At 69.1% G+C, this 25,050-nt stretch carries 23 protein-coding genes; 11 read left to right on the forward strand and 12 right to left on the reverse strand.

Annotated features, from left to right (window positions below):
* Positions 1-17: 17 nt before the first annotated feature.
* Entirely contained in the window at positions 18-1,529 is a 1,512-nt protein-coding gene (locus ACIPV2_RS11220; protein WP_400841265.1) for a DUF222 domain-containing protein, read from the forward strand.
* A gap of 150 nt (positions 1,530-1,679) precedes the next feature.
* Here ACIPV2_RS11220 and ACIPV2_RS11225 read toward each other — a convergent pair whose 3' ends face one another.
* Positions 1,680-2,663: a helix-turn-helix transcriptional regulator gene (locus ACIPV2_RS11225; RefSeq protein ID WP_400841267.1), complete on the reverse strand. Its 984-nt coding sequence runs from the start codon at positions 2,661-2,663 to the stop codon at positions 1,680-1,682.
* A 97-nt stretch (positions 2,664-2,760) separates the two neighbouring features.
* Between ACIPV2_RS11225 and ACIPV2_RS11230 the strand changes: the two genes are divergently transcribed.
* Positions 2,761-3,213, forward strand: a complete 453-nt coding sequence (locus tag ACIPV2_RS11230) for a VOC family protein (protein WP_400841269.1) — start codon at positions 2,761-2,763, stop codon at positions 3,211-3,213.
* Between the two features lie 125 nt (positions 3,214-3,338).
* On the opposite strand, the gene ACIPV2_RS11235 is transcribed toward ACIPV2_RS11230, so the two are convergent.
* The 3 genes from ACIPV2_RS11235 to ACIPV2_RS11245 are packed head-to-tail and all read right to left on the reverse strand — an operon-like array spanning position 3,339 to position 4,938.
* Entirely contained in the window at positions 3,339-3,578 is a 240-nt protein-coding gene (locus ACIPV2_RS11235) for a helix-turn-helix transcriptional regulator (RefSeq protein WP_101188799.1), read from the reverse strand.
* Positions 3,575-4,315 carry a hypothetical protein gene (locus tag ACIPV2_RS11240; RefSeq protein ID WP_400841271.1) on the reverse strand — a complete coding sequence of 247 codons (741 nt, stop codon included), beginning with the start codon at positions 4,313-4,315 and terminating at the stop codon, positions 3,575-3,577. The genes ACIPV2_RS11235 and ACIPV2_RS11240 overlap by 4 nt, the downstream gene beginning before the upstream one ends.
* Positions 4,315-4,938 (reverse strand): DUF2975 domain-containing protein, encoded by a 624-nt coding sequence (locus ACIPV2_RS11245; protein WP_400841273.1) that lies wholly within the window; start codon positions 4,936-4,938, stop codon positions 4,315-4,317. The genes ACIPV2_RS11240 and ACIPV2_RS11245 overlap by 1 nt, the downstream gene beginning before the upstream one ends.
* A gap of 314 nt (positions 4,939-5,252) precedes the next feature.
* On the opposite strand from ACIPV2_RS11245, the gene ACIPV2_RS11250 reads away from it, so the two are divergent.
* Positions 5,253-7,772, forward strand: coding sequence for an ATP-dependent Clp protease ATP-binding subunit (locus ACIPV2_RS11250; RefSeq protein ID WP_400841275.1), 2,520 nt, complete (start codon positions 5,253-5,255; stop codon positions 7,770-7,772).
* Positions 7,773-7,835: 63 nt separating this feature from the next.
* On the opposite strand, the gene ACIPV2_RS11255 is transcribed toward ACIPV2_RS11250, so the two are convergent.
* Both ACIPV2_RS11255 and ACIPV2_RS11260 read right to left on the reverse strand, forming a co-directional pair.
* On the reverse strand, positions 7,836-8,636 hold the full coding sequence (locus tag ACIPV2_RS11255; protein ID WP_400841277.1) for an SDR family oxidoreductase: 801 nt from the start codon (positions 8,634-8,636) through the stop codon (positions 7,836-7,838).
* Positions 8,633-9,157, reverse strand: a complete 525-nt coding sequence (locus ACIPV2_RS11260) for a MarR family winged helix-turn-helix transcriptional regulator (RefSeq protein ID WP_400841279.1) — start codon at positions 9,155-9,157, stop codon at positions 8,633-8,635. The genes ACIPV2_RS11255 and ACIPV2_RS11260 overlap by 4 nt, the downstream gene beginning before the upstream one ends.
* A 101-nt stretch (positions 9,158-9,258) precedes the next feature.
* Here ACIPV2_RS11260 and ACIPV2_RS11265 point away from each other — a divergent pair, with 101 nt between their 5' ends.
* The 3 genes from ACIPV2_RS11265 (at position 9,259) to ACIPV2_RS11275 (ending at position 11,065) form a co-directional block, all read left to right on the forward strand.
* Positions 9,259-9,762: an amino-acid N-acetyltransferase gene (locus ACIPV2_RS11265; protein WP_400841281.1), complete on the forward strand. Its 504-nt coding sequence runs from the start codon at positions 9,259-9,261 to the stop codon at positions 9,760-9,762.
* 9 nt (positions 9,763-9,771) lie between these two features.
* Positions 9,772-10,416 carry a hypothetical protein gene (locus ACIPV2_RS11270; RefSeq protein ID WP_400841283.1) on the forward strand — a complete coding sequence of 215 codons (645 nt, stop codon included), beginning with the start codon at positions 9,772-9,774 and terminating at the stop codon, positions 10,414-10,416.
* Between the two features lie 235 nt (positions 10,417-10,651).
* Positions 10,652-11,065 (forward strand): dehydrogenase, encoded by a 414-nt coding sequence (locus ACIPV2_RS11275; RefSeq protein WP_400841286.1) that lies wholly within the window; start codon positions 10,652-10,654, stop codon positions 11,063-11,065.
* An 11-nt stretch (positions 11,066-11,076) separates the two neighbouring features.
* On the opposite strand, the gene radA is transcribed toward ACIPV2_RS11275, so the two are convergent.
* Positions 11,077-12,444, reverse strand: a complete 1,368-nt coding sequence (gene radA / locus ACIPV2_RS11280) for a DNA repair protein RadA (protein WP_101188791.1) — start codon at positions 12,442-12,444, stop codon at positions 11,077-11,079.
* Positions 12,445-12,587: 143 nt separating this feature from the next.
* Between radA and ACIPV2_RS11285 the strand changes: the two genes are divergently transcribed.
* The gene (locus ACIPV2_RS11285) at positions 12,588-13,658 is read left to right on the forward strand and encodes a cytochrome P450 (RefSeq protein ID WP_400841288.1); all 1,071 of its coding nucleotides are present in this window, start codon (positions 12,588-12,590) and stop codon (positions 13,656-13,658) included.
* A 91-nt stretch (positions 13,659-13,749) separates the two neighbouring features.
* Here the strand turns inward: ACIPV2_RS11285 and ACIPV2_RS11290 are convergent, their stop codons facing one another.
* On the reverse strand, positions 13,750-14,976 hold the full coding sequence (locus tag ACIPV2_RS11290; protein WP_400841290.1) for a nitrate/nitrite transporter: 1,227 nt from the start codon (positions 14,974-14,976) through the stop codon (positions 13,750-13,752).
* 181 nt (positions 14,977-15,157) lie between these two features.
* Between ACIPV2_RS11290 and ACIPV2_RS11295 the strand changes: the two genes are divergently transcribed.
* The 4 genes from ACIPV2_RS11295 to narI are packed head-to-tail and all read left to right on the forward strand — an operon-like array spanning position 15,158 to position 22,009.
* Positions 15,158-18,880 carry a nitrate reductase subunit alpha gene (locus ACIPV2_RS11295; RefSeq protein ID WP_400841292.1) on the forward strand — a complete coding sequence of 1,241 codons (3,723 nt, stop codon included), beginning with the start codon at positions 15,158-15,160 and terminating at the stop codon, positions 18,878-18,880.
* Positions 18,877-20,556 (forward strand): nitrate reductase subunit beta, encoded by a 1,680-nt coding sequence (gene narH / locus ACIPV2_RS11300; RefSeq protein ID WP_400841294.1) that lies wholly within the window; start codon positions 18,877-18,879, stop codon positions 20,554-20,556. Before ACIPV2_RS11295 ends, narH begins: the two co-directional genes overlap by 4 nt.
* Positions 20,553-21,248, forward strand: a complete 696-nt coding sequence (narJ, locus tag ACIPV2_RS11305; protein ID WP_400841296.1) for a nitrate reductase molybdenum cofactor assembly chaperone — start codon at positions 20,553-20,555, stop codon at positions 21,246-21,248. Before narH ends, narJ begins: the two co-directional genes overlap by 4 nt.
* A 2-nt stretch (positions 21,249-21,250) precedes the next feature.
* Complete coding sequence (gene narI / locus ACIPV2_RS11310; RefSeq protein ID WP_101188808.1) at positions 21,251-22,009, forward strand: respiratory nitrate reductase subunit gamma; 759 nt, start codon at positions 21,251-21,253, stop codon at positions 22,007-22,009.
* A gap of 277 nt (positions 22,010-22,286) precedes the next feature.
* Here narI and ACIPV2_RS11315 read toward each other — a convergent pair whose 3' ends face one another.
* From ACIPV2_RS11315 to ACIPV2_RS11330, 4 genes are read right to left on the reverse strand one after another with little or no spacing between them, the layout of a single operon-like run.
* Entirely contained in the window at positions 22,287-22,994 is a 708-nt protein-coding gene (locus ACIPV2_RS11315) for an ATP-binding cassette domain-containing protein (RefSeq protein WP_400841299.1), read from the reverse strand.
* Positions 22,991-23,794, reverse strand: coding sequence for an ABC transporter permease (locus ACIPV2_RS11320; protein ID WP_400841820.1), 804 nt, complete (start codon positions 23,792-23,794; stop codon positions 22,991-22,993). The genes ACIPV2_RS11315 and ACIPV2_RS11320 overlap by 4 nt, the downstream gene beginning before the upstream one ends.
* Positions 23,795-23,841: 47 nt before the next feature.
* Entirely contained in the window at positions 23,842-24,633 is a 792-nt protein-coding gene (gene modA, locus ACIPV2_RS11325; protein ID WP_400841301.1) for a molybdate ABC transporter substrate-binding protein, read from the reverse strand.
* Positions 24,633-25,034, reverse strand: a complete 402-nt coding sequence (locus ACIPV2_RS11330) for a molybdopterin-binding protein (RefSeq protein WP_400841303.1) — start codon at positions 25,032-25,034, stop codon at positions 24,633-24,635. The genes modA and ACIPV2_RS11330 overlap by 1 nt, the downstream gene beginning before the upstream one ends.
* Positions 25,035-25,050 lie beyond the last annotated feature (16 nt).

Genomic DNA, 25,050 nt, shown 5'->3' on the forward strand with positions numbered 1-25,050 from the left:
CCCTGCGACCATAGAGTATGGCAACTTTCACCGAGGTCGCGGAGCTCGTCCCGACCCTGCGCGACCGAGGCGACGCGTGCGCGTCGCTGACGCAGGCGCTGCACGCGGTGACCGCCATGACGGATGCCGAGGTCGTCGCCGTCCTGCGTGAATCCAACGAAGCGCTGCAGCACGCCGAGCAGCTGCGCCTGATCGCGGTCGGCGTCATCGCCATCCGCTCGCGCCGCGACGCCGGCCACTCCGGCGCTGCGCAGAAGGAGGGGCACAGCAGCGCGGCCTCGCTCGTGCAGAAGATCACCGGCTCGAGCAAGGCGGACGCCTCTCGGCAGGTGCGCGTCGGCGAGGCGATGCTCGGCGACGAGGCCGGTTCGCCTGAGCCGGATGAAGAGCAGCCGGATGCCCCGCAAGAGAGCAGCCAGGAATCGGATGCCCCGTGGCGGCCGATCGACTGGCGCGCGCCGCTCCGCGCCGCTCGCCGCGACGGGCGCATCAGCACGACTCAGTTCGACGTCATCGAACGCGGACTCGGTGAACCGCCGGCCGCCGAGGGCGCACTCGATGAACAGCAGTACAGAGACGCCGATGACCGCATCCGCGAGGCGTGGGCGGAAGCCGCCGAGCAGCTGATCGCAGAAGCCTCCGAGCGCACCGCAGAAGAACTCGGTGCCGCAGCCAGGGCGATTCGCGACCTGCTCGACCCGGAAGGCGCCGAACGGCGCTTCCTCGAGCGGCATGACAAGCGCTCCTACCGCGAGTGGACCGACCAGTACGGCGTGCGCAGAGCATCCATCGCATACGAAGACCACGGTGCGGTTCTCATCAGCACTCTGATCAACTCGGTGCTGCGCCCGCGCCGGGGCGGACCGCGATTCGTCGACTCCGAAGAGCAGGCCAAAGCGAAGGCTCTGGCCGACGACCCGCGAACAAATGAGCAGCTGCAGTACGACCTGATCATCGACCTGCTCCGCGCCGGCGCGCTCGCCGAGGCGAAAGACGTGTTCGGCACCCGGCAGGCGGGAGTGCGGCTGGTGCAGGTGGTGCGCGAAGATGGCACCCGAGCCGGCTATGCCGAAGACGGGCTCGGGGTGCTCCCGGCCTCCGCCGTCGATCAGCACATCTGCGACTCCGGCGTCGTCCCGGTCCGCGTCGACGCGTGCGGCAATCCGCTGGATGTCGGCCGAGAGCAGCGCCTCTTCACTCCCCGACAGCGCATCGCCCTCGCTCTGCGCGACGGAGGCTGCCGATGGCAGGGGTGCGACCGCCCCGCCTCCTACTGCGAGGCGCACCACATCGACGAATGGCATCGTGACAGCGGGCGCACCGATATCGACCGCGGGATCCTGCTCTGTCGCTTCCACCACATGGAACTGCATCACGGTGGGTGGCGCATTGCCCGCTCGGGCAGGGGCGATTTCCAGCTGCACGATCCCGGGGGAGGAGTGCGCGCCTTGCGAGCCCGAGGCTTCCTCTCGTACGCCTGGGGTGAGTTGGGCCCACCGCCGTTGCGATTCCGGCCGGCAGTCGCCTGACGGCGCCCCGCGCGAGAACCGGAAGCGCGAAGGGAACGCTCGCGGCAGTGGGTGCCCGGGAGGCGGTCGGCGGATGCACGTCCCCCGAGTTTCACGAAAGACGCGTGTGGGCGAAGGACGATTGGCGATTGGCGAGTCGGCATCCGCGAATCAGCGCGCGACCGCCCGCTCACTCGTCGCCCGATAGCGCGCGGCGAGAGTCTGGAACGCCGCAGCCAGCTCGGGCGGCCCGACGACTTCCATCGCGACCTCGAACCGGCCGAACGACGCGGCCAGCGAACCCCACGACCACGAACCCGCCTCCAGAGCGCACCTGCTCTCGTCGACGACAGTGACAGTCCCGTCACCGGCGAACGGCAGCACCTGCTGCGCCGGCAGATCGAGGATGACGGTGCCCCGACAAGCCCACTCATTCACGTTCGACCCCTTGAGGCGCCCCGACACGAACTCGCTCACGTCCCCGCCCGGCACGGGCCGTCGCGTGAACCGCGGCCCGTGCGGCGTGCGAGGACGGATTCGGTCGACGCTGTACAGCCGCCAGTCGTCGCGATCGAGGTCCCAGCCGAGCAGAAACCAGCGGCCATTCGACGTCACCAGATGCATGGGCTCAGCCCGCCGTGGCGCGATCGCAGCCGTCTCGGCCGGGCCGCGCTCGGCATAATCGAAACGCAGCACCTGCTGCGCGCGAATCGCCTCCGCGAGAACGACCAGCACCTCGAACGGCACCATCATCGGCGCCGGGTCGCCCGCACGCCCCACCGATGTCACTTCCAGCGCGTCCAGCCGGTGACGCAACCGCGACGGCATCACCTGCCGGATGGTCGCGAGCGCCCGGGTCGCGGCCTCTTCGATGCCACCCCCGATCGCCGGAGCGGTCTGCAGCGCGAGAGCGACGGCCACAGTCTGGTCGTCGTCGAACAGCAGAGGCGGCAGCTCACTGCCGGCGTCGAGCCGGTATCCGCCCACCGGCCCCATCGTCACCGAGATGCGGTACCCCATCTCGCGCAGCCGCTCGATGTCGCGCCGAACCGTCCGGCTGCTGGTGCCGAGGCGGGATGCCAGGAGCGGGCCAGGCCAGTCCCGACGGGTCTGCAGCAGCGACAGAAGACTCAGCAGTCGCGCCGTCGTCGTCATATCGGCAACTGTATTCGGCATCTAGGACAGAAATAGACCTATACGGCTGCGACTCTGACTGCAGCGGGCAAGAGGCCCGCCCTACCAAGGAGCAGACATGACCATCCAGACCACGACCCACCTCAACTTCCGTGGCCACGCGCGAGCGGCGCTCGAGTTCTACCAGTCCGTGTTCGGCGGACACCTCGTCGTCAACACCTATGCCGACTTCGGGATGCCGGCCGAGGTCCCCGGCTCCGACAAGGTCGTCTTCGGCCTCGTCGCCGCTGAGAATGGCTTCCGCATCATGGGCTACGACATCCCGGGCTTGGCCGAAGGCGGGATCGCCGGTGCCGGTTCGACCCGACGTGAGAACCACACCACCATCACCGACCAGGCGGTCTTCGTCTCGGTCGGCGCCGACACCCTCGATGAGCTCCAGTTGCACTGGGATGCTCTAGCGGACGGTGCCACGACCATCGAGCCGCTCGCAGCCTCGGCGTGGAGCGCCGGCTTCGGCATGCTCACCGACCGGTACGGCGTCACCTGGAGCTTCAGCGTCAACGGCTGACTCCGGCGCGCGTGCAATGGTATGGCCACACGCGTGGCACCGGCCCTCATCGATCGCGCAGGAATAACGTGACCCGCCGTGTCAGAAAGCGGCCCTTCTGTCGCACCGAAGTCACCCTGGAGCGATCACTCACGTGGCGCGAGCACGAGCAGATCGCCGACCTCGCAGTCGAGCGCCTCGCACACCGCACGCAGGGTCGAATAGCGAATCGCCCGCGCGCGATCGTTCTTCAGCACCGAGAGGTTCACGATGCTCACTCCCACGCGGGCACTCAGCTCGGTCAGGGTCATCTCGCGTTCGGCGAGGAGCTCGTCCAGGCGGCAGTGGATGCCCGTGAACTCGTCGGCCGCTTCTGCCGGCGTCACACCAATCCCTCCGTCTCGCGCCGCAGCTGCTCGCGCTCGTTCTGCAGTTGAGCTCCGAAGCGGAAGATCGCCGACAGGGCGAACAACCCGACCGCAAGGGCGAACGGCCACAGCTCCACGTCCAGCCCGAAGTTCAGCTGGGGAGCGGCAGAGTTCCAGTCCAGGGAGCGCACCGCCAACGTCATCCCGATCTGATGCAGCAGATCTCCGATGACCGCCGCAGACATCGAGACGATCGCGACGACCCCGAACGTGCGGGAGACGCTGGGGTGGAAAGGCTGTCGCTGACCCGCACGGCGGGTCGCGTTGTAGATCGCCCAGGCGATGGCCGCCGAGGCGGCGAGGGCGAGAAGAGTGCCGGCGAAGATCAGCAGCTGGATGCCGAACGGCACCGGACCGACGTACGAATCACCGCACAGCATTCCCACCTCGCCGCCGTACGTCTCGGGGCAGGCGCTCGAGTCGAGCGCGCTCTGATTCTCGCGGACGTAGGCCCACGCGTCGTCATCGAGCGCGACGCCCTCGCCGCCCATGGTGTCGAGGCCACTGAGACCGGCGCCGATCACCATGAGCCCGATGTACACCAGCGACGCGTTGCGCGTCACATCCAGTGCCAGCGTCGTGCTGCCCTGTCGTCTGGCCCGCCAGATCGAGATGGCGACGACGATTCCGGCGACGCCGAGCCACACAGCGAGCCAGCCCAACCCCGACAGCAGATCTTCGGATGAGAAGTACATCAGACCAGGCCCTCCGTCTCGCGCTGCAGCTTGTCACCGACGACGAACACCGAAGCGATGACCGCCAGAGCGAAGGCGGCGAGCACGAAGTTGAACGGCTCCACCGACATCACGGCCGTGTGGAACGGTCCGTCGATCGCGTGAGCCATCGCGGCGTTCGCGAGCATGTTGTCGAAGAACCGAGACATCGCCGCTCCGACCAGCCCGACCCCGCCGCCGATCCCCGCGATTCGGGTGTTCGTCTTGCTGAACACGCGCCCGCGCAGAATGTTGCGGCTGAGTGCGATCAGGCAGGCCACCACGACGACCACCGTGATCGCGAACGCGAGCTGACCCAGCACCCCGGACACCACGCCCGGGGCGCCCAATCCATCCACCGTGATGACGCCGCGATCCAGTTCGACCGTGAGGCTCGTGGGGCCGATCTGCGTATCCGCCATCGTGCCCAGGAACTCGACCAGCACCTCGATCGGGCCGCCGCCGACCAGCTCGGCGATGCGGACGGCCACGTTCCACACCGTCCACGCCGCGATCGCCACCCCAGCGACGACGAACAGCGCCAGGCTGACCGTGTCGCCCCTGCTCAGCGTGCGCTCCGGCGGAGCGCCGTCCCTGATCTTCATGATGCCCTCCTGTATCGATAGTCGTTGTTATCGCTTTTCGTTAACATAACGACCATCGATATGGGTGTCAATAGTTCGGGATGGCATTTCGACTCGCTGCGCTCGCTCAATGACCGGGGAGGGGTGCTCGATACCGGGGATGCATTTCGACTCGCTGCGCTCGCTCAATGACCGGGGAGGGCGCCCAATTACCGCCGGCCGGACGTCGAAGCGTATGCCGACGGCGAACACGGGCATTCCACCCCGTCGCGGTCGTTACTCTCGATGTACACGGCGCCACCGCCACTTCGCCCCGCGCGAAAAGGAGTCACAGCATGTTCGAGAGATTCACCGACCGAGCCCGCCGAGTGGTCGTCCTCGCCCAAGAAGAGGCGAAGATGCTCAACCACAACTACATCGGCACCGAGCACATCCTGCTCGGCCTCATCCACGAGGGCGAAGGAGTCGCAGCCAAGGCCCTCGAGAGCCTCGGCATCTCCCTCGACGCCGTGCGCGAGCAGGTTCAGGACATCATCGGCCAGGGTCAGCAGCAGCCGACCGGCCACATCCCCTTCACGCCTCGCGCGAAGAAGGTCCTCGAGCTGAGCCTGCGCGAAGCGCTGCAGCTCGGCCACAACTACATCGGCACCGAGCACATCCTGCTCGGCCTCATCCGCGAGGGCGAGGGCGTCGCCGCCCAGGTGCTGGTCAAGCTCGGCGCCGACCTCAACAAAGTCCGCCAGCAGGTCATCCAGCTGCTCTCCGGCGCACCCGGTCGCGAGACCGCCTCGGTCGGAGCCACCACCAACGAGAACCAGCAGGCGGCCCAGGGCGGCTCGCAGGTGCTCGACCAGTTCGGCCGCAACCTCACGCAGGCTGCGCGCGACGGCAAGCTCGACCCCGTCATCGGTCGCGAGAAGGAGGCCGAGCGGGTCATGCAGATCCTCTCGCGCCGCTCGAAGAACAACCCCGTCCTCATCGGCGAGCCCGGCGTCGGCAAGACAGCCGTCGTCGAGGGCCTCGCCCAGGCGATCGTCAAGGGCAACGTCCCGGAGACGCTCAAGGACAAGCAGCTCTACTCGCTCGACCTCGGCTCCCTCATCGCCGGCTCCCGCTACCGCGGAGACTTCGAGGAGCGCCTGAAGAAGGTCACCAAGGAGATCCGCACCCGCGGCGACATCATCGTCTTCATCGACGAGATCCACACCCTCGTCGGTGCGGGCGCCGCAGAGGGTGCGATCGACGCGGCATCCATCCTGAAGCCGCTGCTCGCCCGCGGCGAGCTGCAAACCATCGGGGCCACGACGCTCGACGAGTACCGCAAGTACTTCGAGAAGGATGCTGCGCTCGAGCGTCGCTTCCAGCCGGTCCAGGTGAACGAGCCGACCCTGCCGCACGCGATCAACATCCTCAAGGGTCTGCGCGACCGCTACGAGGCGCACCACAAGGTGCAGATCACCGACGGCGCCATCGTCGCCGCGGCGAACCTCGCCGACCGCTACGTCTCCGACCGCTTCCTGCCCGACAAGGCGATCGACCTGATCGATGAGGCGGGCGCGCGTCTGCGCCTCAGCATCCTGTCCTCCCCGCCGGAGCTGCGCGAGTTCGACGAGAAGATCTCGAAGGTCCGCCAGGACAAGGAGGCTGCGTCCGAGGAGCAGGACTTCGAGAAGGCCGCGTCGCTGCGCGACCAGGAGAAGGAGCTGCTCGGCGAGCGGCTGCGCCTCGAGAAGCAGTGGCGCTCGGGCGACGTCGCCACCCAGGCGGTCGTCGACGAGGGCCTGATCGCCGAGGTGCTCGCCCAGGCCACCGGCATCCCCGTCTTCAAGCTCACCGAGGAGGAGTCCAGCCGACTCGTCTTCATGGAGAAGGCGCTGCACCAGCGCGTCATCGGCCAGGAAGAGGCGATCGCCGCGCTCAGCCGCACGATCCGCCGTCAGCGCGCGGGCCTCAAGGACCCGAAGCGCCCCAGCGGCTCGTTCATCTTCGCCGGCCCCACCGGCGTCGGAAAGACCGAGCTCGCCAAGGCCCTCGCCGAGTTCCTGTTCGACGACGAGGCAGCGCTCATCTCCCTCGACATGAGCGAGTTCGGTGAGAAGCACACCGTCTCGCGCCTGTTCGGAGCCCCTCCCGGATTCGTCGGATTCGAAGAGGGCGGCCAGCTCACCGAGAAGGTGCGCCGCAAGCCGTTCTCGGTCGTGCTGTTCGATGAGATCGAGAAGGCCCACCCGGACATCTTCAACTCGCTGCTGCAGATCCTCGAAGAGGGTCGTCTGACCGACGGTCAGGGACGCATCGTCGACTTCAAGAACACCGTGATCATCATGACGACCAACCTCGGCTCGTCGGCGATCGCCGGTGGCCCGGTCGGCTTCCAGATCGAGGGCAACTCGCAGACGACGTACGAGCGGATGAAGGGCAAGGTCGACGAAGAGCTCAAGCGCCACTTCAAGCCCGAGTTCCTCAACCGCCTCGACGACATCATCGTGTTCCCGCAGCTGAACAAGGATGAGCTGCGTCAGATCGTCGGCCTGTTCACCAAGCAGCTCGCCGACCGTCTGCTCGACCGCGACATGACCGTCGAGCTGTCGGACACCGCGAAGGACAAGCTCATCGACATCGGCTTCGACCCGGCCCTCGGTGCGCGTCCGCTGCGTCGCGCCATGCAGCGCGAGATCGAGGACCAGCTCTCCGAGCGGATCCTGCACGGTCAGCTGAACAGCGGCGACCACGTGAAGGTCGACGTCGTCGACGGCAAGTTCGCGTTCGAGCACGCACCGCGCGGCGAGAAGGTCTCGGTCGGCATCAACACCGGCGGCGGCATCTCGACCACGCCCGACCTCGCGGCGGGCTGATCAGCTGAGACGCGGAAGAGGGCGGATGCCATGGCATCCACCCTCTTTCGCGTCTTCAGGGGATCAGCGAGGGTCGTTCCACGCCCAGATGTCCTCGCCGCGCAGCGTGACATCCGCGCCGCCGTCGTCATAGATCACCTGACCGGCCAGGTGGGTGTTCTCGACCCCGGTCAGCCAGATCAGGAGGTTCGCGATCGACTCCGGCGGCTGGTGGCTGTTCAGCGGCATGGGCACCGCAGCGTCGACCATCGCGCGCCCCTCGTCGGTGGCCAGCAGCTGCTCGGTCATCGGGGTGAGCACGGTGCCGGGGGCGACCGCGTTGAGCGGGATGCCCGCACCTGCCCACTCGGGCGAGATCGAGCGGCGGCGCACCCACCGCGACAGCGCGCGCTTCGACGCCGGGTACACCTGGTACGCCTCGCGCGGGCCCTGTGCAGTCAGCTCCTCAGCGATCGCGAGCGTCGCCGCCTCGTCGCCCGACAGTGCCGCATCGACCAGCTCGGGCGGGCTCGGCTGGAGCGAGGCCATCGACGAGACCACCGCCGCGCGCGGCGCGTCGGAGCGCTCCAGCGCCGGGCGCAGCGCCTCGAGCAGCTCGACGACACCGAAGTAGTTGACCGAGAGCGTCTTCGGGATCGGCGCCGAGATGCCCGCGCACGCGATCACGGCGTCGACGGTTCCGCCGGCGAGGTCGATCGCCGCAGCAGCGGCGGACTGACGGCCCTCCGCCGTGCTGAGGTCGGCCTCGATGTCGGCGTCGCGCAGATCGATGCCGATCACCCGGGCGCCGCGTTCGCGCAGCAGCCGCGCAGTGGTCTCGCCGATGCCGGACGCCGATCCGGTGACGACATAGGTGCGGTTCATGACTGATCCTCCTCAGATCTGCGCTCCGGGTGGGAGCGCGGCAGGTCCCCGGCTGAGTCGCCGGGGGAGTCGGTGACGCCCAGGCGGGCGACGAGGTCGGCGACCTGAGCGGCCAAGGCGGTGGCGTCGGCGCGCGAGACGTCACGCAGCGCGTGACGCATCATCCGGATGCCCTGCGCCAGCAGTCGCCGATGGGCGGCCGCGCCCTCGGCAGAGAGGCCGACGATGGTCGCCCGGCCGTCATTCGGGTCGGACTCGCGAGTGATCATGCCCGCGCGCTCGAGGCGGGCCAGCTGCTTGCTCACGGTCGGACGGCTGATGTGCATCGCATCGGCGAGATCGCCGGCACGGAGCGGCCCATGCAGGCCCAGGATGTACAGCGTCGACACGTCGCCCGCGTCCACGGTGACACCGGCGCTCTGCGCGACGGAGCGCTGCACATTCGGCGACGACCATCGCGCCACGAGAAGCGTGAGCGCCTGCAGCAGCTCGTTCTCGGGGGAGGGGGCGCCTGTGGGCATGCTCTCACTCTACATGTAGTTGCCTGAGGCAACCATAAGCACATCCCGACTCCCAGCTGACATGCGGATTCGCGGCGGGGGCGTCGATCTAGGGTGGAGCCGTGACAGACTTCCTCGTCCGCCCCGCCCGCAGCACAGATGTCATCGGCATCCACTCCCTGCTGGAGCCGCTCGTCGACCAGCGCATCCTGCTCGGCAAAGACCTCGCCGTGCTCTACGGCGCGGTGCAGGAGTTCGTCATCGCCGAGGCCGACGGCCAGCTGATCGGCTGCGGCGCCCTGCACGTGATGTGGGAGGACCTGGGCGAGGTGCGCACCCTGCTCGTGCGCGACGACTATCTGCGCCACGGCGTCGGCCGCGCGATCGTGACCGATCTCGAGCACCGCGCCCGGCAGCTCGGGCTCACCCGGCTGTTCTGCCTCACCTTCGAGACCGAGTTCTTCGCACGCCGCGGGTTCGAGCCGATCGGCGAGCAGGTCGTCGACGCCGACGTGTACTCCCAGCTGCTGCGCAGCGGCGATGCCGGCGTGGAGGAGTTCCTGGATCTCGCCCATGTCAAGCCGAACACGCTCGGCAACACGAGGATGATCAAGCACCTGAATTAGCCTGGACTCATGTCCCGTCAGTCCGCCGCCGTGTACCGTCGCCGCAGGCTCGCGGTGCTGCTTCTCGTCGTTCTCGTGCTCGCCGCCGTCGGCGGCGGAGTGTGGCTCGCCATCGCGCAGCCGTGGGCGGCGCCCGTGCAGGCCGATCGGACGCCCGCTCCGGATGCCAGTGCGCCGACGACCCCGTCCGGGAGTCCGAGCGCCTCACCGGAGGCGAGTCCGGAGCCCTCCGAGACGCCGGGCATCGCGGCCTGCACTCAGGAGGATGTGACCGTGACCGCCGTGACTGACGCCGACACGTACCCGGCCGAGGCGCTGCCGCAGCTGTCGATCCTGCTGGCCAACACGGGCGCCAGGGATTGCACCCTGAATGTGGGCTCCAGCACGCAGAGCTTCACCGTGAGCAGTGGGGATGATGTGTGGTGGCGCTCGACCGACTGCCAGTCGGAGTCGAGCGATATGATCGTGACGCTCGCGGCCGGCTCCTCGGTGCCCAGTGCGTCGCCGGTCGTCTGGGATCGCACGCGCTCATCGGCCGATACATGCGAGGAGCAGAATCGTCCGCGCGCACCAGGAGGAGGGGCCTCGTATCATGTCGCCGTGTCGATCGGTGGTTTCAGCAGCGAGACGCCCAAGCAGATTCTGCTGCGCTGAGCGAAAAGTCGATACCGACGCGAACTCATTCTCGATTCGTGGCTGACACGAACGATATTTTGGGATACCATGGAGGTCAGGTTCTCAGTTCTGTTGCGGCAAACCATCCCCAGTGGTGTCGACACCAGCGTCCCCAGCGCTTCGACAATCGCCGCGACCGAGAGCCGGAGGGCCCTCTCGAGTTCCCCAGTCCCCAATGGAGGACTCGAGAGGGCCCCACTCTTAGGCTGGTGTCATGGCGAAGAAGAAGTCAGGCAGCAGCAAGCGCCCCGCACCCGAGGACTTCCGCTCTGAGGCTCTGGCCCAGGCCCTCGAGAAGCAGGACATGGCGGCCGTCGCCCTCGCGCTCCGCAACGGCAACACGGTCGTGCCGCTGATCAAGCCCGGCGCCCGCGACAACCCGCTCGACAGCGGCGAGGTCTGGACGTACCGCGACACGAGCACCGGCGACGTCGCCCTGCTGCTGTTCAGCGACGCCAAGCACAAGCCGGCCAACCTGCCCCCTGGCGTCGGCATCTACTCGCCGACGTGGCTGAAGTCGTTCCTGACCACCCATCGCGGCGCCATCACCACGGTCTTCCTCGACATCGCAGGTCCGCACCCCATGCAGGCCGCGCCCGCCGAGCTGCTCAAGGCCCTCGACGCCTGAGTCGTCGCAGGTCAGAACGGCGGGATCGACGCCTCTGGGCGACGGTCGGTGGCCCGCGCGCGGATGTCCGTCAACGCGGAGCGCAGCGTCTTCGATCGGTCGTCGACCACCTGCTGGTAGCCGAGTCGTGCGGCCTCGCCGCGTCGCTGCGGCGCCTGGGTCACCGGCCGGATCTCGCCCGCCAGTGACAGCTCGCCCACCGCGGCGACCGTGCGCGGCACGGACCACTGCCGGATCGACCCGGCGACGGCGACCGCGATGGCCAGGTCGGCGGCCGGCTCGGTGAAGCGCACACCGCCCACGGTCGACACGTACACGTCGAGCTTCGAGGTCGCGATGCCCGCGCGCCGCTCGAGGATCGCCAGCACCATCGCCACTCGCGATGAATCGAGGCCGTGCACCACGCGGCGCGGGTTGGGCGCGTTCGACTCGATCGTCAGCGCCTGCACCTCGACCGGCAGCGCGCGCCGACCCTCCAGTGCGATCGCGACGCAGGTTCCGGGCTCTGCCGCGCCCTGCGAGAGGAACAGGCCGCTTGGGTCCGGCACCTCGGCGATGCCCGCGCCGGTCATCTCGAAGCATCCGACCTCGTCGGTCGGACCGAAGCGATTCTTCAGAGCCCGGATGAATCGCAGCGCGGTCTGCCGATCACCCTCGAAGTGGCACACCACATCGACCAGGTGCTCGAGCACCCGGGGACCGGCGACCTGCCCGTCTTTGGTCACGTGCCCGACGAGGATCACCGGCAGCCCGCGGTCTTTCGCCACGCGGATGAGCGACGCAGCCACTTCACGCACCTGGCTCGGCTGGCCGGCGGCGCCGTCGATCAGGCCGGATGCCACGGTCTGCACCGAGTCGACGATCACCAGATCGGGCTTCACCTCGTCGATGTGACCGAGGATCGTCGCGAGGTCGGTCTCGCTGGCGAGGTACAGCTCGTCGTGCAGCGCGTTCGTGCGCTCGGCGCGCAGGCGCACCTGGGCCGGCGATTCCTCGGCGCTCGCGTACAGCACGCGACGGCCCGTGCGGGCGGTGGATGCCGCCACCTCCAGCAGCAGCGTCGACTTGCCGACGCCCGGCTCACCGCTCAGCAGGATCGCCGCGCCGGGCACGATGCCCCCGCCCAGCACGCGGTCGAACTCGCCGACCCCACTGCTGCGTCGCGGGGCATCGGCGGTCGTGATCTGCGTGATCGGACGGGCAGCCCGACTCGCGAGCGGCGCCACGGCCTCGGTCTGCTTCACCAGCCCGGTCTTGACACCCTGCTCCTGCACCGTGCCCCACTGCTGGCACTCGCCGCACCGGCCGACCCACTTCGCCGTCGTCCAGCCGCATTCCGAGCACACGAAAGCGGGAGGGGCGGGTCTGCGGGTGGCCATGCAGCAAGGCTATCCTCGGCATCCGACACGACGGCATCCGGCGCCTCGGGATGCCCGGCCGCGGCGTCTTCGCTCGACCGTCTTTTCTCACGGTCGGGCTCTTCGGCCTCGCCGTTAGCCTGAGAGCGGCTGAAGGAGACACGATGACCGAGCCCATCCGACTGACCCGCCACGACGATGTGATCGCCGCGGCGCAGGATCCAGAGCGGTTCTCGAGCCGCACGTCGCACCACCTGCACGTGCCGAACGGCATGGACGGCGCCGAGCATCGCGCCTTTCGCGATGTCGTGGAGCGGCAGATGACTCCCGCGGTCGTCGCCTCGCTCGAGCCGATGCTGGCGGCGACCGCACGCGAGGTCGTCGCCGCGCTGCCGAGGAACGAGTCGATCGACGCGGTCGCCGACGTCGGAGAGGTGTTCGCCGTACGCGCTCAGTGCCGCTGGCTCGGCTGGCCCGCCTCCATCGAGGCCGAGCTGCGCGAGTGGATGGCCGAGAACTACGCGGCCGCGCGTGCGGCCGACAGCTCCCGCAACGCCGCAGTGGCCGCGTGGTTCGACGAGATCGTGAGCCGGCAGGTCGCCGCGCACCGCGACGGGTCAGAGCGTGACGGCACCGCCGACGACGCCACGCATCGACTGCTCGCCGAGCGCGTGCAGGGCCGCGCGCTGACCGACGATGAGATCGTCTCGATCCTGCGCAACTGGACGGCCGGCGATCTCGGCTCCCTGGCCCGCTGCGTGGGTGTCGTGGTGCATCGTCTCGCCGAGCATCCCCGATGGCAGGAGCGCATGCGGACGCTGGCGGGACGCGTGTCCGCGGACTCTGCCGAGCTCGACGCGATCCTCGGCGAGTGCCTGCGGATCGACGACCCGTTCGTGGCCAACAAGCGGGTCACCACCTGCCCGGTGACGACCCCGTCCGGCGTGGTTCTCGACGCAGGCTCGCCGGTGCTGCTCGACTGGACCGCCGCGAACCTCGACCCGGATGTCTTCTCGCCGGGCTTCGACCCGCACGCGCATGGCGAGCACAACCTCGTCTTCGGCGCGGGTCCGCACGTCTGCCCCGGCCGAGATCTCTCGTACGCCGAGCTCCGTGCCATCGCCGTCGCCCTGCTGGAGGGCACCGATGGCATCCAGTTCGCGCACGGTCGGCAGCCCACCCGGCACCTGCCGCCGCTGGCGGGGTGGGCGACCCTTCCGGTCATCCTCCGCTGAGCGGATGCCCGGCTGACCGGATGCCTGGCCGGATGCCCGGCCGGCCAGACGCCCGGCTGACCGGACGCCCCGGCCTCCGGGATGCCCTGGCTCAGGCCCCCTTGCGGCCCACATCCCTCAGCATCCCGGCGACGACCAGGGCGAATGCTCCGACCAGCACCAGCAGCCACAGGCCGAGGTGGTACGAGTTGGTCGACGCGTCGTAGGTCGCGCCCATCACGAGCGGCGGGAAGTAGCCGCCCAGACCGCCGGCTGCGGCGACCACGCCGCTGACCGCTCCCACCTTCTCCTTCGGAGTCGAGGGGCCGATCCAGGCGAACACGGCGCCCATGCCCAGGCCCATCGCCGACGCCATCAGGATGAACGTGACGCCGGTGACGATGCCCTCGGCCGGCTGCTGACCGACGATGTAGGCGAGACTCACGATCCCGCCCAGGGAGATGAGCGAGATCACCTTCGGGCCGAAGCGATCCGCCAGCACGCCGCCGATCGGACGCGCCACCACGGCTGCCGTGGCGAACAGGGCGGTGCGCATGCCGGCGCCGAGCGCGTCGACGTCGTCCGGGTAGATCGTCGTGAGGTACTTCGGGAGGAAGGTCGAGAAGGCCACGAATCCGCCGAACACGATGCCGTAGAGAAACGCCATCTCCCAGGTCACCGGCAGCTTCAGCGCGCCGATCACCTTCGGCACCAGCTTCTCGTGGTTCGGCTGCCACTGCGGCGATTCGCGCATGAAGAACCAGACCAGCGCCGCCATCACGACCAGCGCGGCGGCGATCAGCAGGTGGGTGGGCAGATAGCCGATGTCCTGCGCGAGCCGCGGGGTGAACATCGCCGACACCGCCGTGCCGATCATGCCCATGCCGAACACGCCGGTGGCGAAGCCGCGTCGCTCGGGTGGGAACCAGGCGCCCGAGAAGGGCACCCCGGCGGCGAAGATGGTGCCCGCCACGCCCAGGTAGAAACCCGCGATCATCAGCAGCGGGAAGCTGCGGATGCTGCCGGCGAGCGCCACCAGCAGCACCGCCGGCGCCGAGAGCAGCAGCACGAACGTGAACATCTTCCGCCCGCCGAAGCGGTCGGTCATCGCGCCGACGACGATGCGACCCAGGGCGCCGACCAGCACCGGCGTGGCGAGCATGAGGGATATCTGCCCCTCATCGAGGCCCATCTCGGTGGCGTAGGTCTTCTGGAGCGGCGAGATCGACATCCATGCCCAGAACGCGATGGTCGAGGCGAGGGTGGCGAGCAGCACCTGCCCGAGACCGCCCTTCAGCGCGGTCGACGGCGGTGCGGGGGAGGTGGTGGCGGCAGTCATCGTGCATCCCTTCGATACCGGCGACGGTAGCGTGCTTCGCGCGCGCTGGCTACGTCCCGAGCCGGAGAAAAGTCGTGCGGAACAATCTGCGCGGAGATGAATAAAAACGGCGCGTGCTTGCCTCATCGCCGCCTCCCGGACAGGATGCTGGAGTACCAGCCGTTCTCCGGAAGGAACAGAGATGACCCCCGGAACAAGTACTCACCGCGATGCCGCGACCGATGGTCCGCTCGCCGACGCACTGCTCAACATGGGCCGCTTCGTGCGGCCGGGCGAGACCTCGGAGGACCTGCGCGCGGTCTTCCTGCAGGGCGGCCGATCGGGCGATTCGTTCTACCGCGACCGCTGGTCGCACGACAAGGTGGTGCGCTCCACGCACGGGGTGAACTGCACCGGATCGTGCTCGTGGAAGGTGTACGTCAAGGACGGCATCATCACCTGGGAGGCGCAGCAGACCGACTATCCGAGCGTCGGTCCGGACTCGCCCGAGTACGAGCCCCGCGGCTGCCCGCGCGGCGCGGCGTTCAGCTGGTACACCTACTCGCCGACCCGGGTGCGGTACCCCTACATCCGTGACACGCTCGCCCGCCTCTACCGCGAGGCTAAGGCGCAGCATCCCGACCCGGTCGACGCCTGGGCGTCGATCGTCGAGGACCCCGTGAAGGCCAGGGCGTACAAGCGCGTCCGCGGCAAGGGCGGCCTGGTGCGCACCACGTGGGACGAGGTCATGGAGATCGCCGCCGCCGCCCACGTGTACACGGTCAAGGTCTACGGCCCCGACCGCGTGGCGGGGTTCTCGCCGATCCCGGCGATGTCGATGGTCTCGCACGGCGCAGGCTCCCGGTTCATGAACCTCATCGGCGGCACCATGCTGTCGTTCTACGACTGGTACGCCGACCTCCCCGTCGCCAGTCCCCAGGTGTTCGGCGACCAGACCGACGTGCCCGAGTCGGCCGACTGGTTCAACGCCGGCTACCTGATCATGTGGGGCTCGAACGTGCCCGTCACCCGCACCCCTGACGCGCACTTCATGGCGGAGGCGCGCTACCGCGGCCAGAAGGTCATCACCGTCTCGCCCGACTACACCGACAACACCAAGTTCGCCGACGAGTGGGTCGCCCCGCACCCCGGCACCGACGGCGCCCTGGCGTTCGCGATGGGTCACGTCATCCTGCGCGAGCACTTCGTCGAGAAGCGCACCGAGCGCTTCGAGGACTACATGCGCCGATACACCGACGCGCCGTTCCTCGTCGAGCTCGAGCAGCGCGACGGCGGCCTGGTGCCCGGCAAGTTCGTCACCGCCTCCGACCTCGACGGCGCCGACGCCGCGCAGCCGCGCGCCGACTTCAAGCCCGTGCTGATGGACGCCGACGGCACTGCTGTCGTGCCCAACGGCTCGCTCGGGCACCGCTTCACCCCCGAGGACGAGGGCCGCTGGAACCTCGACCTCGGTGATGTGGTTCCGCCGCTGTCGGTCGCCGACCTCGCGGACTGGACGGGCGAGGCTGCAGAGGTGCGCCTGCCGCGCTTCGACCTGAGCCCCGAGCCCGGTCAGGAGCACGCCGGCGGATCCGGCGCAGTCACCCGCGGCGTGCCGGTGCGCACCGTCGCCGGCAAGACGGTCACCACGGTCTTCGACCTCATGCTCGCGCAGTACGGCGTCGGCCGCGACGGTCTGCCGGGGCAGTGGGCCGCCGGCTACGACGACGCCTCCAGCCCGGGAACACCCGCCTGGCAGGAGGAGCACACCTCCGTGCCGGCCGCGCAGGCCGCCCGCATCGCGCGGGAGTTCGCCGACAACGCCGAGCGCAGCGGCGGCCGGTCGATGATCATCATGGGCGCGGGCGCGAACCACTGGTTCCACTCCGACACCATCTACCGCACCTTCCTCGCGCTGACGACGATGACCGGATGCCAGGGCGTGAACGGCGGCGGCTGGGCGCACTACGTCGGGCAGGAGAAGGTCCGCCCGATCACCGGCTACCAGCAGTACGCGGCTGCCGCCGACTGGAACCGGCCACCGCGGCACACCATCGGCACGGCGTTCTTCTACCTCGCCACCGACCAGTGGCGCTACGACGGGCTGCCGGCCGACCAGCTGGCATCCCCGCTGGGCCTGGGCAGATTCGAGGGCCGCACGACCGCCGACTGTCTGGTCGAGTCCGTCCAGCGCGGATGGATGCCGAGCTACCCGACCTTCGACCGCAACCCGCTTCACCTCGCCGACGAGGCCGAGGCCGCCGGCAAGGATCCCGCGCAGCACATCGTCGACAGCCTCGACGACGGCTCGCTGGCCTTCGCCGTGGAGGATCCCGACGCTCCGGAGAACTTCCCGCGCGTGATGAACATCTGGCGCGCGAACGTGCTGGGCTCGTCTGGCAAGGGCAACGAGTACTTCCTCAAGCACCTGCTCGGCACCGACGCGTCGGTGCGCGCACACGAGGCGCCCGAGGGCTCCCGGCCCGCCTCGATGACCTGGCGCGACAAGGCGCCGGAGGGCAAGCTCGACCTGCTGATGACCGCCGATTTCCGGATGACCAGCACCACGCTGTTCAGCGACATCGTGCTTCCGGCGGCCACCTGGTACGAGAAGCACGACCTGTCGTCGACAGACATGCATCCATTCATCCACGCCTTCAACCCCGCGATCGCACCGCCGTGGCAGACGAAGACGGACTTCGACACGTTCCGCATCCTCGCCGAGAAGTTCAGCGAGATGGCGCGCACGCACCTCGGCGTGCGACGCGACGTCGTCGCGACGCCGCTGCAGCACGACACCCCCGACGTGATGGCCACCCCGCACGGTCGGGTGCAGGACCTGCCGCGCGTGCCAGGGGTCACCATGCCGAAGCTGACCGTCGTCGAGCGCGACTATCCCAACCTCGCCGAGCGGTGGAAGTCCCTCGGACCGCTGACCGAGAAGCTGGGACTCACGACCAAGGGCATCACCTACCGCGCCGAGCCCGAGATCGAGCGACTCAAGCGCCTCAACGGCACCGTCACCACCGGCCCGTACGCGGGCAGCGTGCGCCTGGACAGCGACAAGCGCGCCTGCGAGATGATCCTGGCGATGTCGGGGACGAGCAACGGGCGCCTCGCCGTGCAGGGCTTCGAGAAGCTCGAGAAGCACACTGGGCAGAAGATGACCTTCCTCGCCGACGAGCACGAGGGCACCCACCTGAGCTTCCAGGACGTCTCGGTGCAGCCGCGCAGCGTGATCACCTCGCCGGAGTGGTCGGGATCGGAGCACGGCGGCCGCCGCTACACGGCGTTCGCCATCAACGTCGAGCACCTCAAGCCCTGGCACACCCTCACCGGGCGCCAGCATTTCTACCTCGACCACGACTGGATGGACGAGCTGGGCGAGGCACTGCCGATCTACCGGCCGCCGCTCGACATGCACCGGCTGTTCGGCGACGTCGTGCCGGGCAAGAGCACGCACACCGAGGTGCACGTGCGCTACCTGACCCCGCACTCGAAGTGGTCGATCCACTCCGAGTACCAGGACAACCTGTTCATGCTGTCGCTCTCGCGCGGCGGCCCCACGATCTGGATGAGTCCGAAGGACGCCGAGAAGATCGGGGTGCGCGACAACGACTGGATCGAGTCGTACAACCGCAACGGCGTCGTCGTCGCCCGCGCGAACGTCTCGCACCGGATGCCTGAGGGCACGGTGTACATGTATCACGCGAAGGACCGCACGGTCGACGTGCCGCTGAGTGAGATGAGCGGTCAGCGCGGTGGCATCCACAACTCCCTCACCCGCATCCTGCTCAAACCCAGCCACCTCATCGGCGGCTACGCGCAGCTGGCCTGGGCGTTCAACTATCTCGGACCCACCGGCAACCAGCGCGACGAGGTCACCACGATCCGCCGCCGCAACCAGGAGGTGCAGTACCGATGAAGGTCATGGCCCAGATGTCGATGGTGATGAACCTCGACAAGTGCATCGGATGTCACACCTGCTCGGTGACGTGCAAGCAGGCATGGACGAACCGGACCGGCGTCGAGTACGTCTGGTTCAACAACGTCGAGACCCGACCCGGCGTCGGCTACCCGCGCGGCTACGAGGACCAGGAGAAGTGGGGCGGCGGCTGGGTGCGCGACAAGCGCGGCCGGCTGCGGCTGCGCTCGGGCGGTCGCCTCGCGAAGCTGGCGCGCATCTTCTCGAACCCGAAGCTCCCCGAGATCGACGACTACTACGAGCCGTGGACCTACGACTACGACATGCTCGTGAACGCGCCCAGCGGCGCGCACACCCCCGTCGCCCGCCCGAAGAGCCTGATCACCGGCAAGGACATGAAGGTCGAGTGGTCGGCCAACTGGGACGACGACCTCGGCGGCTCGATCGAGACCATGCAGGACGACCCGATCCTGCAGAAGATGAGCGAAGAGGTGAAGGCCGAGTTCGAGAAGGCCTTCATGTTCTACCTGCCGCGCATCTGCGAGCACTGCCTGAACCCGTCGTGCGTGGCATCCTGTCCCTCCGGCGCGATGTACAAGCGCGCAGAGGACGGCATCGTGCTGGTCGATCAGGACGCCTGCCGCGGCTGGCGGATGTGCGTCTCGGGATGCCCGTACAAGAAGGTCTACTTCAACCACAAGACCGGCAAGGCCGAGAAGTGCACCATGTGCTATCCGCGCATCGAGGTCGGCCTGCCGACCGTGTGCTCGGAGACCTGCGTCGGCCGGCTGCGCTATCTCGGCCTCGTGCTCTACGACGCGGACCGCGTCGCGGAGGCCGCGGCCGTGGAGGACGAGCACGAGCTGCTGGCCGCGCAGCGGTCGGTGCTGCTCGATCCGCACGACCCTGCCGTGATCGAGGCGGCGCGGCGCGATGGCATCCCCGAGGACTGGATCGAAGCCGCCCAGCGCAGCCCCGTCTGGCGGCTCATTCACGACTACGAGGTGGCGCTGCCGCTGCACCCCGAGTACCGCACGATGCCGATGGTCTGGTACATCCCGCCGCTCTCGCCGGTCGTCGACGTCGTCACCGGCTCGGGCAACGACGGGGAGGATGCCAGGACGCTGTTCGCCGCGATCGACAAGCTGCGCATCCCGATCGGCTACCTCGCCGAGCTGTTCACCGCCGGTGACATCGCACCGGTCGACGCGTCGCTGCGCAAGCTCGCCGCCATGCGCTCGTACATGCGCGGAGTCAGCATCGACGACGAGCGCGACGAGCGGATCGCGAACGCGGTCGGCATGACCGGCACGGAGATCGAGGAGATGTACCGGCTGCTCGCCATCGCGAAGTACGAGGAGCGCTACGTGATCCCCGCCGCGCACTCCGAGCGCGCGCACGAGCTCGAGGAGATGGCCTGCTCGCTCGACTACGACGGCGGGCCTGGCATGGGCGGCGCTGGCGGCCCGTTCGGCGCGGCCAGCGGCACCTCGGTGCCCGTCGCCGTGGAGAACTTCCACGCGCTCGCCGACCGGCAGACCGCCGACCGGCCCTCGACGGGCGGGCGCGTCAACCTGCTCAACTGGGATGGCAACGGTCGCCCTCACGGGCTGTTCCCGCCATCGGATCGCGCCGAACCGCGCCAGTACGACGACGACTCGGCGGGTGCCTCGTGAGCACCGTCCTTCCTCCTCGCGTCACGCCGCGACGTCGGCTTCCGGACGCCCTGGCACCGGCATCCCTCACCGGCGCGCAGCGGCAGACCGTGCACATGCTGGCATCCCTCCTGCTCGACTACCCCGACGCGCAGTGGTTCGAGCGGCTCGACGTGTTCGCGGCGCACACCGCCACGCTGCCGGCGGTCGTCGCCGAGCCGATGCGGCAGTTCCTTGGTCGGGCGCGCGAGGCCGGGGCATCCGATTGGCAGCAGCGATACGTGACCACCTTCGACCTCAAGCGCAAGTGCTCGCTGTACCTCAGCTACTACGCCACCGGCGACACCCGCCGCCGCGGCACGGCGCTGGTCACGTTCCTCGACGCGTACCGCGCGGCCGGCTGGGAGTTCGACGCGGCCGAGCTGCCCGACTACCTGCCCGCCGTGCTGGAGTTCTCGGCACGATCGCAGTCCGACGTCGCCGACGCCGTGCTCGCCGCGCACCGCGAGGGCATCGAGGTGCTGCGCGCCGCGCTCGAGGGCATGGACAGTCCCTGGGCCGACGTCGTGCGCGCGATCACGCTGTCGCTGCCGAAGGTCGACCAGCGCACCCGCGAGCGCGTGCTCGCGCTCGTCAACGAAGGCCCGCCGACCGAGACCGTCGGCATGAGCCTGCCCATGCCCGCCTTCCGCTCTGTGCGATCTGGGGAGTGATCATGAACACCATGCAGTTCCTGCTCTGGGTGGCACTGCCGTATGTGTGCGCGGCCGTCTTCATCCTCGGACACATCTGGCGCTACCGGTACGACAAGTTCGGATGGACGACGCGGTCGTCGCAGAGCTACGAGAACCGGATGCTGCGCTGGGGCTCGCCGATGTTCCACCTCGGCATCCTCATGGTCATCGCCGGCCATGTCGTCGGCCTGCTCATCCCACGCGAGTGGCTGTACGCCATCGGGATCAGCGAGGAGATCTACCACATCGGCGCGACCGTGCTCGGCTCGTTCGCCGCGGTGCTGACCCTCGCCGGGCTCGCCATCCTCATCTTCCGGCGCCGTACGGTTCCCGCGGTGTTCCTCGCGACGACCGTGATGGACAAGATCATGTTCGTGTTCCTCGGCGCGACTCTGGCATTCGGCACCCTGGCGACCTTCGTGTACCAGGTGTTCGGATCGGGATTCCACTACCGCGAGACCATCTCGCCGTGGATGCGCGAGCTGATGATCTTCCGCCCCCGGCCCGAGCTGATGCTCGAGGTGCCGCTGCTGTTCCAGCTGCACGTGATCACGGCGTGCCTGCTGTTCGCGCTGTGGCCGTTCACGCGCCTGGTGCACGTGTTCTCGGCGCCGGTCGGGTACCTGTTCCGGCCGTACATCGTGTACCGCTCACGCGACGACCACCGCGGCTCGCGGTCGCCGAAGCGCGGCTGGGACCCGGTGTCGACCCCCGACCCCGCGCGCCTGCGCCGCCCCTGACCCGCCTGCGCCGCCCCTGACCCGCCTGCGCCGCCCCTGACCCGCCTGGGTCCCTGAGCCTGTCGAAGGGCGGGCTCCGGGACGTTCCCTTCGTTCGCAGAACGGGTGCCCCTCCCGCTTCGCGGGTCCCTCCCCGATGCTCACGCCGGAAACGTCCCTGCGCCCTCTCCGCGCACTGACAACCCCTTCCCGGTCGTTGAGCGAGCGAAGCGAGTCGAAACGGTCCACGGTGGCTCTGAGCTCTGAGCTCTGAGCTCTGAGCTCTGAGCTCTGAGCTCTACGCGGAGGCCGCGACGGCCTGGGCGAACGGAGTGCTCGGGACGGCCAGCACCTCATGAAGTGGGCCCTCTTGAGTCATCCGGCCGCCCTCGAGGATCAGCAGGCGGTCGGCGAGGGCATGAGCGTCGGCGACCGTGTGCGAGACGACGATCGTCGTCGTGCCGTGCAGCTGCTCGCGGACGACCTCGCGCAGCTGCGCGGCGGCCAGCACATCCAGTGAGCTGAACGGCTCGTCGAGCAGCAGCAGACGCGGTCGCGCGGCGAGGGCGCGGGCGAGTGCCACGCGCTGACGCTGGCCCCCGGAGAGCTGGTCGGGCCGGCGATCGCCGAGCCCATCGAGGGCGATGCGGGGCATCCACTCCTCGGCGACCGCGACCGCCTCGCCGCGAGACGAACCAGCCGATCGGGCGGCGAACGCGATGTTGCCGATGGCGGTCATGTGCGGGAACAGCAGCGGATCCTGCCCGAGCAGGCCGATCGCGCGCCGCGACGGGGGAATGTGCTGCGTGGCATCCGCCAGCCGGTCGCCGTCGATGTCGACGTGTCCTGCGTCGAGACGGGTGAGGCCCGCGATAGCATCCAGCAGCGTCGTCTTACCCGCGCCGCTCGGACCCATCACGGCGAGCACCTCGCCGTGACCCAGCGACAGGTGCACGTCGAGACCGGCGTGCGCGACGACGACGTGCGCGTCGAGAGCGCCCGTCACTTCAGCGCTCCCGGTCGCCAGGCGCGCACCAGCAGCAGCACCACGACCGCGGTCGCGAGCAGCAGGATCGACAGGGCGACCGCCGTCTCTCGACCGGTGCCGGCGCCGTTGAACGCCGTGTAGATCGCCAGCGGCATCGTCTGCGTCACGCCGGGGGCGTTGCCGGCGAACAGCGCGGTCGCACCGAACTCGCCGATGGCCCGAGCGAAGCACAGGATCACACCGACCACGATCCCCGGCCCCGCGAGCGGCAGCGTCACCCGCCACAGGACCCGCCACGGCCGGGCGCCGAGCGTCGCCGCGGTGCGCTCATAGCGGCCGCCGACGCTGCGGATGGTGCCCTCCACGGCGAGCACGAGGAACGGCAGAGCGACGAACGCCTGCGCGAGCACGACCGCCGTCGGCGTGAACGGCAAGGTCAGGTCGAAGGCATCCGACAGCGTCCGCCCGACCGGGCTGGTCCTGCCGAACAGGAACAGCAGCGCGACCCCGCCGACCATCGGCGGCAGCACCAGCGGCACCGCGACCAGAGCTCGCAGCAGGGCGGACCCGCGAGGTCCTGAGCGTGCCATCAGCAGCGCCAGCGGAAGTCCGAGCACCAGGCACAGCGCGGTGGCGGCCAAGCCGCTGACGAGGGAGAGCCGCAGCGCGTCGAGAGCGACGGGAGAGGTGATGTCCTGCCAGAGCGTCGCCCAGGATGCCCGGGTGATCAGCGCCAGCAGCGGAAGGATCAGCAGCAGCACGCCGAGGACCGCCGGGGCGATCAGGGTGAACGGCGTGCCGGTGCCGGTGTCGCGGATGCCGCCGCGCCGAGCGGTCGGGCGGAGGCCGGGAGCGGCATCGACCGTCACGGTGCCCCGAATCCGAGCCGCTGCAGAATCCGCTGCCCCTCAGGGCCGCGCACGAAGTCGGCGAAGAGGGTTCCCGTCTCCTCGGCATCCTTCAGCGCCACGATCGGGTAGCGGTTGACGACCTCGTCGGCGCCCTCGGGGGCGAAGCTCTGCACCTCATCGTCGCCGACCACATCGGTGGCGTAGACGAGCCCGGCATCCGCTTCACCCGCTGCGACCTTCTGCAGCACCGCGGTGACGTTCTGCTCCTGGCTCGCCGGAGTGACACGCACATCAGCGGCCTCGAGCAGCGTCGCGGTCGCGGCGCCACAGGGCACCTGAGGGGCGCAGAGCACGGTCACCGCGTCGGCGAGGTCGGCGAGCGTCTCGACATCACCGGGGTTTCCGGCGGGCACGGCAACAACCAGCGTGTTGGAGGCGAACAGCTGCGGGTCGGCGGCGAGCCCGCTGTCGATGAGCGACTGCATGCTGCGCTCGTCGGCGGTGGCCAGCACGTCGGCGCGTGCGCCCTCGATCAGCTGAGCCACGAGGGTGCTGGATCCGTCGTACACAATGGCGTTCACGGACACGCTCGGGTACTGCTCTTCGAACGCGACGGCGATCTCATCGAACGCGCTCCGCAGCGACGCGGCGGCGAACACGGTGACCTCGCCAGTCGGACCTGGTTGCTCGGTGCCCGGCCCCGATTTCTCGCCGTTCGGATCGAGGCTGTCGCCGCCGGGCGCGGACGTGCAGCCCGTGAGCAGCAGCACGCCGAGCAGCGTGACGATCCCGATCCGGCGCAGCATCACCGCAACGTCCCCTTCGGCGTCTCCACGATCACGTTGGTCGCCTTGATCACGGCAGAGGCGAGCGAACCGGGCTGCAGATCGAGCTGGCGAGCCGCCTCGGACGACAGCAGCGACACCACCCGGTGCGGCCCGGCCTGGATGTCGACCTGGGCCATCACCCCGTCGATCTGCACACGCGTGACGAGACCCGTGAAGCGGTTGCGCGCGCTGGTGAGCAGATCGGAATCGTCGCCGGGCGCGTCGGCCAGGCGCTGTGCGTGCTCGGCGAGAGCGGCTCCCGGGATGCGGGCGGGGGAGTCGCCGGTCACGGGCAGAGCACCGTGGTCGATCCAGCGCCGCACGGTGTCGTCGCTGACACCGAGCAGACGAGCGGCGTCGGCGATGCGATACGAGGTCATGCGCTGACTCTAGCCG

Source organism: Microbacterium sp. NPDC089987, from assembly GCF_044748505.1.
Classification (GTDB): Bacteria; Actinomycetota; Actinomycetes; order Actinomycetales; family Microbacteriaceae; genus Microbacterium.

Bases quoted from the DNA above. Each gene is read 5' to 3' on its own strand.
- ACIPV2_RS11245 (WP_400841273.1), bottom strand. From the start codon at position 4,938: ATGAAGATCAGGGACGGCGCTCCGCCGGAGCGCACGCTGAGCAGGGGC.
- ACIPV2_RS11240 (WP_400841271.1), bottom strand. From the start codon at position 4,315: ATGTACTTCTCATCCGAAGATCTGCTGTCGGGGTTGGGCTGGCTCGCT.
- ACIPV2_RS11330 (WP_400841303.1), bottom strand. From the start codon at position 25,034: ATGACCTCGTATCGCATCGCCGACGCCGCTCGTCTGCTCGGTGTCAGC.
- ACIPV2_RS11285 (WP_400841288.1), top strand. From the start codon at position 12,588: ATGACCGAGCCCATCCGACTGACCCGCCACGACGATGTGATCGCCGCG.
- ACIPV2_RS11275 (WP_400841286.1), top strand. From the start codon at position 10,652: ATGGCGAAGAAGAAGTCAGGCAGCAGCAAGCGCCCCGCACCCGAGGAC.
- ACIPV2_RS11270 (WP_400841283.1), top strand. From the start codon at position 9,772: ATGTCCCGTCAGTCCGCCGCCGTGTACCGTCGCCGCAGGCTCGCGGTG.
- radA (WP_101188791.1), bottom strand. From the start codon at position 12,444: ATGGCCACCCGCAGACCCGCCCCTCCCGCTTTCGTGTGCTCGGAATGC.
- ACIPV2_RS11225 (WP_400841267.1), bottom strand. From the start codon at position 2,663: ATGACGACGACGGCGCGACTGCTGAGTCTTCTGTCGCTGCTGCAGACC.
- ACIPV2_RS11230 (WP_400841269.1), top strand. From the start codon at position 2,761: ATGACCATCCAGACCACGACCCACCTCAACTTCCGTGGCCACGCGCGA.
- ACIPV2_RS11290 (WP_400841290.1), bottom strand. From the start codon at position 14,976: ATGACTGCCGCCACCACCTCCCCCGCACCGCCGTCGACCGCGCTGAAG.
- ACIPV2_RS11255 (WP_400841277.1), bottom strand. From the start codon at position 8,636: ATGAACCGCACCTATGTCGTCACCGGATCGGCGTCCGGCATCGGCGAG.
- ACIPV2_RS11250 (WP_400841275.1), top strand. From the start codon at position 5,253: ATGTTCGAGAGATTCACCGACCGAGCCCGCCGAGTGGTCGTCCTCGCC.
- ACIPV2_RS11260 (WP_400841279.1), bottom strand. From the start codon at position 9,157: ATGCCCACAGGCGCCCCCTCCCCCGAGAACGAGCTGCTGCAGGCGCTC.
- narH (WP_400841294.1), top strand. From the start codon at position 18,877: ATGAAGGTCATGGCCCAGATGTCGATGGTGATGAACCTCGACAAGTGC.
- narI (WP_101188808.1), top strand. From the start codon at position 21,251: ATGAACACCATGCAGTTCCTGCTCTGGGTGGCACTGCCGTATGTGTGC.
- ACIPV2_RS11295 (WP_400841292.1), top strand. From the start codon at position 15,158: ATGACCCCCGGAACAAGTACTCACCGCGATGCCGCGACCGATGGTCCG.
- modA (WP_400841301.1), bottom strand. From the start codon at position 24,633: ATGCTGCGCCGGATCGGGATCGTCACGCTGCTCGGCGTGCTGCTGCTC.
- ACIPV2_RS11220 (WP_400841265.1), top strand. From the start codon at position 18: ATGGCAACTTTCACCGAGGTCGCGGAGCTCGTCCCGACCCTGCGCGAC.